The following is an 11477-nucleotide window of genomic DNA, read 5'->3' as shown; positions in this document are numbered from 1 at the left end:
CCACAGAACGTGGCCGGTTTTAATCGACCTGGAGCCGTCGACTTACGCTACAATCGAATGTTCATGTTCGTGTTTTATATTCAAAATAGCATTTATAAAATTGATTCTATTATGACTAAAATAGAATTTTTAAAGTGCTTATGTGGCATGGATTGAAGAGAAATTTATCAACCAATTATCATACAATTGGTTGAATTATCTCCTTTAAACTTACTTAATTTTCGTGTGGTGTGAATTTTAACCTTCGCCTGCGCTGTGCAGGTGATGTGCGGCCCTTTTATTTCTCCACAGGTCGTCTTGTATAATGTAAACACGTGCCTCTCACCACCAATTAAGACATGGTGTATGTGTCATAAAGAGCATTCTCTAATTGAAGCCGTCCATCCTCACGGTCAATGTCTGTACGGAAAGAAAGCTGCAGGACCCCCATAATATCTTCTCTGGTTTCAATTATTCGGATGTTAGTGATACTGATGCCTGCTTTTCCTAAAATGCCCGTTACATCTGAGATCACACCCGGGTGGTCAGGCACATCCACAAATAGATCGTAAAAGGATGGCAATGCTCCTTTTTCTTTTGCCGGGAGGCCGTCCCGAAATGATTTTGCGGTTAGAAAGTAATTGAGGATGCGTTCCTCGTCATCCGCTGCAATCATACTCTCTATCTCACTCATTTCATTTTTCCATTCCGCCAGCAATGTAAGAATTATTTCTTTATTATGGAGTAAAACATCTCTCCACATGACTGGGCTTGCGGAGGCAATTCTCGTAATATCACGAAATCCTCCTGCCGCCAGCCTTGTTGCAAGAGCGCTGTCGGATTCAGTGTTTTTAACTTGATGAACTAGCGCGGCGGAAATTATATGAGGAAAATGACTGATCAGCCCAGCCAGTCGGTCATGCTGCTCAGGCGTCATTTGAATAAACCTGGCTTTTGTCCCCTTAAGCCAATTTTGCAGCTGTATTACTTTATTCGCGTGTGTATTGCCGCTTGGCGTAAGCACATAAAAGGCGTTCTCAAATAGACGGCCCATAGCTGCCTGGACCCCGCTTTTGTGAGATCCTGCCATTGGGTGGCCGCCAATAAATGTGACTCCATTTTTGTGAAGTTCTGCAGAAGCATGAAAAATTCGTGACTTCGTGCTCCCAACGTCCGTAACAATGGCACCTTCTTTTAAGTCAGCCTGTTCGAGTTTTTTTAAGATGAGCTCCGTTTTCGTTACAGGAGTGGCCAGAATTACGAGGTCAGCATTACGGACGCCTTCTTGTATACTATACGTGCCTTCATCTATTATCTGCAGGGATTGAGCGAGTTTCAACTGTTTATCATCAATATCGACTCCATGGATGTATACGTCATGTTCATCCTTTATTGCTAATGCAATGGAACCGCCTATCAAACCCATCCCAACTACACATATCTTTCTTTTTGTGCGTAAATCCCCATGGTTATTTTCGGGAGACATTAGTCTTCTCCACTCCTATCGTTACAACATTTGTTTATGCTCCTCCAGGCTTTCTTCAAAAGCCTCAAGAAAACCAATCATCTGCTCATCCGAACCAATAGTGACACGGATCGCATTTGGAAAGCCCAATGCTTCCCCGGATCGGATAATATACCCTTTTTGTAGAAGGGAGCTGAACATTTTATCACCGGAAATTCCAGTATATATCAGCATAAAATTAGCCTGCGAAGGCAGATATTCAAGGTTTTTATGCTTACAGTAAGTTTCGAGCTTTTCAAGTCCTTTATAATTGCGGTGAAAGCATTCCTGAATATATGCTTGATCCTTGACCGCTGCTAATGCCGCCTTCTGGGCAATAGTTGTTGTATTGAATGGTGGCCTGACTGGATCAAGAGACTGTATAAAATCACTGTGCCCGATTCCATACCCTATTCGAAGTGAAGCCAGCCCGTACGCTTTTGAAAATGTTCGGAGAATCATAAGATTTTTATATCTATTTAAATCGTTTAGTGAATCAGGATAATCCTCTGCTGTCACATATTCTTTATACGCTTCATCGGAAACCACAAGGACATGCTCCGGGACACTTGCAAGAAATTGGCTCCATTCGCGTTTTGTCGTATAAGTCCCTGAAGGATTGTTGGGGTTACACACCCATACAATTCTCGTATTTTCATCTATCAGCTTCAGCATAGCATTTAGATCGTGGGTCCCGTCCCGCAATGGTACTTCTCTAATTTCTGCACCTTCTATAACGGCGTTATGTTTATATTGTGAAAAAGTTGGAGCGGCCATAACAGTGTTCGTATCCGGCCCTAATAATGACCGGCAGAGCATCAGGATTACCTCATCAGAACCCGCTCCGAATATTAATTGCTGTTCTTTTACATTTACATGCTCTGCCACTGCTCTGCGCAGCTCAGATGCATAGCCGTCCGGATATATCTGCGGATTAGAAGCTGCCTCTCTGATTGCTTTTATTGCATTTTCAGAGGCACCAAAAGGATTTTCATTTGATGCCAGCTTTTGTACCTCAGAGAGCCCAAGCTCTTTTTTTACCTCTTCAATGGGTTTTCCCGGTTTGTATGGCTCCATTCCTAATAATTGCGGTTTTATTCTCATTGGATACACCCCGTCTCCTCATTTTTCATCTTCCCCCATATTACGACGAAACTATAGAAGAAACAAATAATTTTATATCATTAAGCGCCTCTTTGTTATCCGGCTTAGACAAATCCTCAAGCTTTTCCTCGACTTTTTTCATGATGGCGCTGCCGACAATTACGCCTGCACACGCACCTTCTAATTTCTTTACCTGTTCATTATTGGAAATACCAAATCCTACTGCTACCGGAACGTCACTGTGCTTTTTCACCGTTTCGATAAATTTGTAGGCTTCTGGAGGAAAGCTGTCCCGTGTGCCTGTAACTCCTAAACTTGAGACACAATATAAAAAACCTTCTGCAGCTTTTGCTATTTTCTCTATTCTGCCTGCAGATGTAGGAGCAACCAGTGAAATATTTGCAAGCTCTTTACATTTTGCAGCTCGACTCAATTCAGTACTTTCTTCAAAGGGGAGATCCGGAATTAATATGCCGTCTGCCTCGTTTTCTTTTACCTTATTAAGAAAAATTTCTTCCCCCATCCGCATCACCGGATTATAATAAGTAAAAATAATAACTGGAATTGTAAGGCCGCTCCGTCGCATTTCCGGCACGATAGACAGTGCTCTGCTGAGACTCATGCCTCCGTCAATTGCTCTTTTTGCTGATCGCTGTAAAACTGGACCGTCTGCCAGAGGGTCAGAATAAGGAATTCCGAGCTCAAGTATATGAGCACCCGTTTCCTGCAATTTCAATGCGAGGGCAATAGTTGTCTCCACATTTGGATCCCCGGCCATAATAAACGGTACGAACAATGGGTACTCTGCTCTCTCAGCCGCTTCTAAGACAGCTAATCTAGCCATTTAATTCCCCTCCCCATGTTCCATCGATTTCTTAATTGAATTTACATCTTTATCGCCGCGGCCTGACAAACAAATCACCATAACTGAATTCTCGGGCATTTGTTCTGCTTTTTCAAAGGCCAGGTGAAGGGCATGAGCGCTTTCAATTGCAGGGAGAATCCCTTCTGTTCTAGTCAGCAGTGAAAGAGCAGCCAGAGATTCTTCATCTGTTACACCACTGTATTCAACCCTGCCACTTTCAGCAAGGTGAGCATGCTCCGGTCCAATTCCCGGATAGTCCAGACCAGCTGAAATCGAATAAGGTTCAATAATCTGGCCGTTTTCATCTTGAATTAAATACGTCAGAGACCCATGGATAACACCTTTCGTTCCCTTACTGATCGTAGCAGCATGTTTTTCAGTATGAATCCCCAGCCCTGCCGCCTCCGCTCCATATAGTTTTACATCATCTTCTAAAAAAGGATAAAACAAACCAATGGCGTTGCTGCCGCCACCAACACACGCCGCAGCAGCATCGGGAAGCTGCTGTTCAATTTGATGGAGCTGTGCTTTCGTTTCATCCCCAATAATCCTTTGAAAATTTCTAACCATTTTTGGATAAGGATGAGGACCCACAACAGATCCTATTAAATAAAAAGTATCTTCTACGTTTGCCACCCAGTAGCGGATAGCTTCATTGGTAGCATCTTTTAACGTCTTACTTCCGGAGACAGCAGGAATAACTTCTGCTCCGAGCAGTTCCATTCGAAACACATTAAGCTCCTGGCGTTTCATGTCCTCTTCTCCCATGAAAACTCTGCACTCCAGGCCCAGTCTTGCACAAACTGTTGCAGTGGCCACACCGTGCTGCCCTGCCCCCGTTTCTGCAACAACTTTCTTTTTTCCCATTCTTTTGGCGAGCAGAGCCTGTCCAATTGCATTATTCAATTTATGGGCACCGGTATGAAGAAGATCCTCTCTTTTTAAATATATCCTTGCACCGCCTATTTTCTTTGTTAACCGTTCAGCAAAAGTCAGCGGAGTTGGTCTTCCTGCGTATTCAGCAAGAGTTTGATTATATTCGTCCATAAAAAAAGCATCATTCCACGCTTCTTCGAATGCCTTCTCAAGCTCATCCAGCGCATACATTAACGTTTCCGGCACATATTTGCCTCCGAACGAGCCAAACCTTCCTCTGTCGTCAGGATAATTCCTCATTCTTATTCAGCCTCTTTTCTATTTGATTCACTAAATGAGAATTTTTTCTTCCTTCTTTTTCAATTCCACTGGAGACATCAACACCGTATGGTTCAAATCCCAGCAGTTCATCAATATTAGAATGATTAATCCCGCCGGCAATCAAGACGGGAATATTATTTTTCTTTCCAAACAGCACATAATCCGGCACGTGATTCCAATCAAACTGCTTACCAGTGCCGCCTCTTAATCCCTTCACTTTAGCGTCTATTACGAAACCATCCACATAAGGAAGATAAGCATTCATTTTGCCGATGGTTGTATTGTCATGAGGCAACGCTTTCCATACTTCAGCAGGCAGCCGTTCCTGGATAGACTTTATCTGCTCTATTGATTCTTCTCCATGCAGCTGTATGATTTCGGGACGAATATGCTTAAATGATTCTACTATCTCATTCATATCTGCATTCACAAATAAAAGAGCGGTCTTTTTTCCAGAGAGGGGGTACTTTTCCAACCAGGAAGTCACCTCTTCCGGCCGAATTTTACGCCTGCTCTCTGCCATGACAAACCCTGCTATATCTGCGCCAGATTGTGCAATGATACGGACATCTTCCTCTGAATGGAGACCGCAGCATTTATAAAGCGGACGTGCCATTGTTGTTCTCTCCTTTTAATCGCCTCAATGCGTTCTCAACATTTTCTTCACGCATAAGAGATTCCCCCACCAGAACTGCTTTTGCCCCAGATTGGCGGACTTTTTCAACATCCTCCTTCGTATATATACCACTCTCACTCACGAGGACACAGTTTTGTGGAATGAAGGATGAAAGGGAAGCAGTAACCTCTAAGCTCGTTTCAAAGGTGTGCAGATCCCGGTTATTAATTCCTGCAATTTCAGGTTCAAATACTTCGAACACCTGTTCAATTTCCAGCTGAGAGTGAAATTCAACAAGAACTTCCATGCCTTGATCCACTGCTTCCTTATACAATGTATATAATTCCGTTGGAGAAAGAGCAGCGGCAATTAACAAGATAGCATCTGCGCCCATCCGCGCACTTTCTTCAACCTGGATTTTATCAATTATGAAGTCTTTACGGAGCACTGGCAGAGAAACTAGCTGCTTCACGTACATTAAATAGTTTCTGCTTCCTTGAAAATATTTTTCATCTGTTAAAATCGATAAAGCAGCCGCGCCGCCTCTTTCGTAGGCAGCAGCAATTTCAGCAGGATGAAAATTCTCCCGGATCAGGCCTTTTGAAGGCGAGGCTTTTTTCACCTCTGCGAGTACCTGCACCTGCTCTGGATCATGTAAAAGAGCTTCCTTTAAAGAAACATGCTTCACCTTCATTTTATTCGGCAGCTTTAAGTGCTTTATTTCTTCTTTTTTTGTCTCTAAAATTTTATTAAGCATGTTGTTCTTCCACCTTCTCATCCTGCAGGATAGTAAGCTGCTTCAAATAACTTCCCTCTATAAGTGCCTGTTTTCCTTCCTGAAATCCTGCTGCTAAAGAATCTGTATGCCCTGCGATATAGAGTCCTGCCGCGACGTTTAAAAGTAAAATGTCTGCTGCCGGCCCTGCAGCCTTTCCCGAAAAAACAGCCTTAATAAGGTCCGCACTTGCCTTCGGAGTGGATACCTGCACTTCTTTTAATTCAGCTGTTTTTGCTCCCAGGTCCTCCGGTTTGATTTCGTATTGAGTTATTTTTCCGTTATTAACTTCTGTAATGAAAGACCTGCCTGTAATCGTTATTTCGTCAAGACCGTCTTCTCCTGTAACAAATAATGCTCTTCTCGTGCCCAGTCTCTGCAATGTTTCAGCCATTTTTAAACCGTATTCCTTATTAAATACTCCGATAACTTGGGCTTCAGCATTTGCCGGGTTTGTCAGTGGACCGAGCAGATTAAATATCGTCCTGAATCCTATTTCTTTTCTCGGATTGACAGCATGCTTCATCGCCACATGATAGAGAGGAGCGAACAAGAAAGCCATACCATTTCTTCTCAGGCTTTCTGAAGCTGCATCTGGAGTTGTTTGAACTGAAATCTGCAGCTGTTCCAAAACGTCTGCACTCCCGCTTTTTGAAGACACGGAACGATTACCATGCTTTGCAACCTTTAGACCAAAAGATGATAGTGCAATGGCCGAGGCGGTAGAAATATTATAAGTGGAGCTTTGGTCGCCGCCTGTCCCGCATGTATCAATTACGTTTGTTTCCTCGTGTGGAATAGACAGAACGTGATCACGCATGGAACGTGCAAAACCAGTCATTTCATCTACTGTTTCTCCTCGAAAACGTAATATCGTCAAGAGACTTGCTATCTGGCTTTCCGTTGCTTTTCCACTCATTACTTCATCCATGACCGTTTTTGCTTCCTGCTCAGTTAAACTTGCCCCTTCAATACATTTGCCTAGAATGTTCTTTATCAATTCTCTTCTCCTCCTCATCTCTGCTGAACATTTGCTCTGCTGTTTCTACTGCTTTTATCAGCGCTGCCGCTTTATTACGTGTCTCTTCATATTCATTTTCCGGTACTGAATCTGCCACAATGCCTGCGCCTGCCTGAATTTTTGCTTTTCCTTCTTCAATAATCATGGTTCTGATTGCAATACAAGAATCCAAATTCCCATCAAACCCCATATAGCAGACAGCGCCTGCATACATTCCTCTCTTATCTGGCTCGAGTTCTTTTAAGATTTCCATAGCTCGGATTTTTGGTGCTCCTGAAACAGTTCCGGCCGGAAAAGATGCCTGAAGTGCATCCACTGCTTTTGTCTGGTCTGAAATTTTCCCGGTTACCTTAGAAATAATATGCATTACATGTGAAAATTTCCCTATTTCCAGAAGAACCGGGGTCTCAACACTTCCATATTCCGCTACTCTTCCGACATCATTTCTGGCTAAATCAACGAGCATATAATGCTCTGCTCGCTCTTTATCATCCTGGAGAAGATCTTCCATTAAGGCCTGATCCTCCTCGATAGTAGCACCTCTTTTTCTAGTGCCGGCAATTGGATGGATTTCCATATGGCCGTCCTGCACTTGAACAAGCCGCTCCGGGGAGCTCCCTACGACTTCTTTCGTGCCGACCTTCAAGTAAAACATATAGGGAGAAGGATTGACCATACGCAGCACCCTGTAAATATCAAAAGCAGATACCGTTATCTTCCGTTCAAACCGCTGAGAAAGAACTGCCTGAAATATATCACCATCACGGATATAATCTTTTATTTTATTGACATCGTCCATGAACTGCTGCTTTTCATAGTTGGATTTCACCGCGGTAAAATCAATTGACGTTCCCGGCTGCATTGGAGATAAAAATGCGTCTTTCTTTACTCCGTTCGTTAATGCTGTCATGCAGGAGGAGACGAGGTCTTTTGCTTTTGCATACCTATCAGCCACAGTGCTTTCTTCCTGATCGCTGTAATGGATAAAGGTAAGCTCTTTTGATTCATGATCAAGGGCTATTAACGTTTCACAAAAAATTAAATGAACGAGCTCTTCCGTATTTTCATTCTGAATACTTGAAAGCTTTGGTTCGAAGCGCTCCACTGCATCATAGGAGACAACACCGACCGCACCGCCTTTAAAAGGAACCTGAACTTCCGGTGTTGCAGGATGCAGCCAGGATATGGCTTCATCAAAAATAGATGCGAGGCTGCTGCTTTGTTTGATTGGATTATTGTCTTTATCTACGAACGAATATTCTCCATTTAATTCCGTGATCCTGTAATTTGGAGTAAGGCCGATAAAAGAATACCTTGACCAGGGGGAAGCCTCATCTTTACTTTCTAAAATAAACACCGCGTCGCGCTCAAGCTTTCGAAAAATTTCAATTGGAGTTAACGTATCAGTAAAAAACGTCCTCACATAAGGAACCATTCGATAAGCAGAAGCCGTTTCCGTAAATAGTTTTTCTGTTGTTTCGGTCATTGGGAATCCCCTCTCTATGTTGAACAGAGAGCGCATAGGAAAAGAAGACAGGAAGGCAGTAATGCAGGGAGGCCGGCACATTTAATGAGTGCCGAAGAATGTTAATATATTATAATAAAAGCCTGAAACGAGCGTTTCAGGCAAAAGAGCCGAATTTGTCTCAACACACTCCGCTCTTCTCCACTCTGCTCTCTTTACTCTTCTAAACTCGCTCTGCTCGGTTGATTTATACACTTACTACACTAATCTATACTGTCTTCATATTACACGCTTTTTTTAGAATCTGTCAACCGCAAATCAGGTCTGAGTATTTCGGCATCTCTAAGGTAGATGTGCTGAATATCTGCCTGTGATTTTTCAGTTTCCGCACTGACCATAATGCGGATACACATTTCAAGACTGCCCGGCACAGGGATCTCAGTTGCGCACATTACAGGTACATAATCCCAGCCTTCAAAGGATCTGGTCACCTTTGCCGGAAAAGCTGCGTTCAAATCACTTGTTACAGTAAACCAAATATGGGCTACGCTTTCCGCTTGAAGATGGTTTTCAGCAATTATTTTATCAAGAAGCTCCCACGTAGCCTGTAAAATGGCATTTTCATTGTTTTCACTGACAGTGGTTGCCCCTCGAATTCCTCTTATCATGCTTTCTCGCCCCCTTTGTAATCCTCCTGCAAAATAGAAAGCAGAGTATCTTCTTCTACCGTTTCTATTCTTGGGACTCCGGGCTGAGTCACTAACACAAACCTAATGCTTCCTGCAGTCGTTTTCTTATCTTTTTTCATTGCTTGAATAAGATCTTTGGCATGGAAATTCTTCGGAGCTTCTGTCGGAAAACCAATAGAGTCCAGCCATGCTTTTTCCTTAACAATATTCCAGTTTGAAAGCCCAAGCTGATTACTTACTTTTAATGCGAAAATCATTCCTGCCCCTACGGCTTCTCCATGAGTAATTTTCCCATAGCCTGAGACAGCTTCCAGTGCATGACCTAGCGTGTGGCCAAAATTTAAAAATGCACGGATTCCTTTTTCCCTTACGTCTTCCTTAACTATATCCGCCTTCACTTTAATGGAACGAGCTAAAAATTTATTTATTATACCGGACTTAATATCATCTATGGATTGGACATTTTCTTGAAGCCATTCTAAAAATTCTGCATCTCTGATATAAGCATGTTTGATCATTTCGGCAAAACCGGAACGCCATTCTTTATCAGGAAGTGATTGCAGGGTATCTGTATCATAAAGCACCGCTTCCGGCTGATGAAACGATCCAATTAAATTTTTGCCAAGCGGGTGGTTAATTCCCGTTTTACCTCCGACACTGCTGTCATGTGCCAGCAGCGTTGTGGGGATTTGTATAAATGAAATACCCCTCATATAGGTAGCTGCAGCAAAGCCTGCCAGGTCCCCTATAACTCCTCCTCCAAGAGCGATAATTACTGATTGGCGGTCCAGTCCATTTTTAATAAAGGATGTTAATAATTTTTCAAGCTCCAGGAAAGATTTACTTTCTTCCCCTGCCGGTATAGTATAAATCTCGACAGAAATGACTGAAGAAAGTATTTCTTTTAATTCACCAGCATATAATGGACCCACTTGATCATCCGTTATGATCATCGCTTTACTTTTCATATACAACTGATCTTTCAAAAGCTGTGAGGCATCTTTTCTAATTCCCTCTCCAACGTACACTGGATATGCCTCTGCATTGGTCTGAACGATTAATTGCTCCATTAAAATTCTCTCGCCCATCGTTTATGTCTTTCTACATTTTCCTTAATGGCATCCATCCGGTCTGTACCAAACATTTCAAGAAAAGCCCCGGCCACTTCCCAGGCAATAACATTTTCCATCACTACGGAGGCTGCCGGAACTGCACAGCTGTCAGAGCGTTCTATGCTCGCATTAAAAGGTTCTTTAGTGTCTATATCAACGCTTTTCAGTGGCTTATATAAGGTAGGAATTGGTTTCATAACACCCTGGATTACTATAGGCATGCCGGTTGTCATCCCGCCTTCAAAGCCTCCGAGATTATTAGTCTTTCTGTAATAACCATGCTCCTCATCCCATAAAATTTCATCATGTACACGGCTTCCAGGCAGGTGTGCGGCCTCAAACCCAAGTCCAACCTCCACTCCTTTAAAAGCATTAATGCTCATCACTGCTCCTGCAATTTTCGAGTCGAGCTTACGATCAAATTGTACGTGGCTCCCCATACCAGTTGGAACACCGGTTATAACAGTCTGTACAATACCGCCAATTGAATCGCCTTCTTTTTTGGCATCATCAATTGCCTGCATCATTTTTTCTTCTGCAGCTTTATCAAGGCACCTGACCGGAGAAGCTTCTGTGCGCTCTCGTAAATCCGCAATATTACTGTAGCTGGTTTCTTCGGCTTTCACACCGCCAATTTCGAGAACCTGGCCGCCCACTTCAATCCCAAAAGACTTTAACAGCTTTTTTGCCACAGCCCCTGCGCATACTCTAGCGGTGGTTTCCCTGGCTGAGGATCGTTCCAATACATTACGCATATCCCGGTGTCCGTATTTAATAGATCCATTTAAATCGGCATGGCCCGGACGCGGACGAGTAATTTTTCTTTTGACTTCTTTTTCCTCTTCTTCAGTTAAAGGCTCTGCACCCATAATTTTTGTCCAATGTTTAAAATCATCATTTTCTACGACGAGCGTCACCGGTGCACCAGTTGTTCTCCCGTGCCGCACACCGCTGAGAAAAGTCACCTTATCCTTTTCAATCTGCATTCGGCGCCCTCGCCCATATCCTCCCTGGCGGCGTGCAAGTTCCACGTTAATATCCTCCTGCAGTAATTCCAATTGTGCAGGAAGACCTTCAACTATCGTTGTCTGCTGTGGTCCATGGGACTCACCTGCTGTTAAATACCTCATACGTCCACTCCTCTTTCTAT

Annotated in this window: 11 protein-coding genes; all 11 read right to left on the bottom strand. The window is 43.2% G+C overall.

All coding sequences use genetic code 11. From position 1 onward, the window contains the following. Positions 1-331: 331 nt before the first annotated feature. Entirely contained in the window at positions 332-1465 is a 1134-nt protein-coding gene (locus tag ACE4RR_RS07555; protein WP_375534801.1) for a prephenate dehydrogenase, read from the bottom strand. A gap of 21 nt (positions 1466-1486) precedes the next feature. After that, positions 1487-2587, bottom strand: coding sequence for a histidinol-phosphate transaminase (hisC, locus tag ACE4RR_RS07550; protein WP_375534800.1), 1101 nt, complete (start codon positions 2585-2587; stop codon positions 1487-1489). Positions 2588-2627: 40 nt separating this feature from the next. Next, positions 2628-3431, bottom strand: coding sequence for a tryptophan synthase subunit alpha (trpA, locus tag ACE4RR_RS07545; RefSeq protein WP_375534799.1), 804 nt, complete (start codon positions 3429-3431; stop codon positions 2628-2630). Beyond that, positions 3432-4628 carry a tryptophan synthase subunit beta gene (gene trpB, locus ACE4RR_RS07540; RefSeq protein ID WP_375534798.1) on the bottom strand — a complete coding sequence of 399 codons (1197 nt, stop codon included), beginning with the start codon at positions 4626-4628 and terminating at the stop codon, positions 3432-3434. Further along, positions 4612-5265 carry a phosphoribosylanthranilate isomerase gene (locus ACE4RR_RS07535; protein WP_375534797.1) on the bottom strand — a complete coding sequence of 218 codons (654 nt, stop codon included), beginning with the start codon at positions 5263-5265 and terminating at the stop codon, positions 4612-4614. The genes trpB and ACE4RR_RS07535 overlap by 17 nt, the downstream gene beginning before the upstream one ends. Next, positions 5246-6022, bottom strand: a complete 777-nt coding sequence (gene trpC, locus ACE4RR_RS07530; RefSeq protein ID WP_375534796.1) for an indole-3-glycerol phosphate synthase TrpC — start codon at positions 6020-6022, stop codon at positions 5246-5248. The genes ACE4RR_RS07535 and trpC overlap by 20 nt, the downstream gene beginning before the upstream one ends. After that, a complete protein-coding gene (trpD, locus tag ACE4RR_RS07525; RefSeq protein WP_375534795.1) occupies positions 6015-7040 on the bottom strand; it encodes an anthranilate phosphoribosyltransferase in 1026 nt (341 codons plus the stop codon). The genes trpC and trpD overlap by 8 nt, the downstream gene beginning before the upstream one ends. Then, entirely contained in the window at positions 7009-8547 is a 1539-nt protein-coding gene (gene trpE, locus ACE4RR_RS07520) for an anthranilate synthase component I (protein WP_375534794.1), read from the bottom strand. The genes trpD and trpE overlap by 32 nt, the downstream gene beginning before the upstream one ends. Before the next feature lie 263 nt (positions 8548-8810). Next, positions 8811-9194, bottom strand: a complete 384-nt coding sequence (gene aroH, locus ACE4RR_RS07515; protein ID WP_375534793.1) for a chorismate mutase — start codon at positions 9192-9194, stop codon at positions 8811-8813. After that, on the bottom strand, positions 9191-10303 hold the full coding sequence (gene aroB, locus ACE4RR_RS07510; protein ID WP_375534792.1) for a 3-dehydroquinate synthase: 1113 nt from the start codon (positions 10301-10303) through the stop codon (positions 9191-9193). The genes aroH and aroB overlap by 4 nt, the downstream gene beginning before the upstream one ends. Continuing rightward, entirely contained in the window at positions 10285-11457 is a 1173-nt protein-coding gene (aroC, locus tag ACE4RR_RS07505) for a chorismate synthase (RefSeq protein WP_375534791.1), read from the bottom strand. Before aroC ends, aroB begins: the two co-directional genes overlap by 19 nt. Positions 11458-11477 lie beyond the last annotated feature (20 nt).

This window comes from Alteribacillus sp. HJP-4 (assembly GCF_042139015.1).
Taxonomy (GTDB): domain Bacteria; phylum Bacillota; class Bacilli; order Bacillales; family Marinococcaceae; genus JBHIKY01.
The sequence above is the reverse complement of the archived record's forward strand: the minus strand, read 5'-3'. Positions and strand labels throughout refer to the sequence as shown.

Coding starts and splice junctions, on each gene's coding strand:
- hisC (WP_375534800.1), bottom strand. CDS start 2,587: ATGAGAATAAAACCGCAATTATTAGGAATGGAGCCATACAAACCGGGA.
- aroH (WP_375534793.1), bottom strand. CDS start 9,194: ATGATAAGAGGAATTCGAGGGGCAACCACTGTCAGTGAAAACAATGAA.
- trpE (WP_375534794.1), bottom strand. CDS start 8,547: ATGACCGAAACAACAGAAAAACTATTTACGGAAACGGCTTCTGCTTAT.
- aroC (WP_375534791.1), bottom strand. CDS start 11,457: ATGAGGTATTTAACAGCAGGTGAGTCCCATGGACCACAGCAGACAACG.
- ACE4RR_RS07535 (WP_375534797.1), bottom strand. CDS start 5,265: ATGGCACGTCCGCTTTATAAATGCTGCGGTCTCCATTCAGAGGAAGAT.
- trpC (WP_375534796.1), bottom strand. CDS start 6,022: ATGCTTAATAAAATTTTAGAGACAAAAAAAGAAGAAATAAAGCACTTA.
- trpB (WP_375534798.1), bottom strand. CDS start 4,628: ATGAGGAATTATCCTGACGACAGAGGAAGGTTTGGCTCGTTCGGAGGC.
- ACE4RR_RS07555 (WP_375534801.1), bottom strand. CDS start 1,465: ATGTCTCCCGAAAATAACCATGGGGATTTACGCACAAAAAGAAAGATA.
- trpA (WP_375534799.1), bottom strand. CDS start 3,431: ATGGCTAGATTAGCTGTCTTAGAAGCGGCTGAGAGAGCAGAGTACCCA.
- aroB (WP_375534792.1), bottom strand. CDS start 10,303: ATGGGCGAGAGAATTTTAATGGAGCAATTAATCGTTCAGACCAATGCA.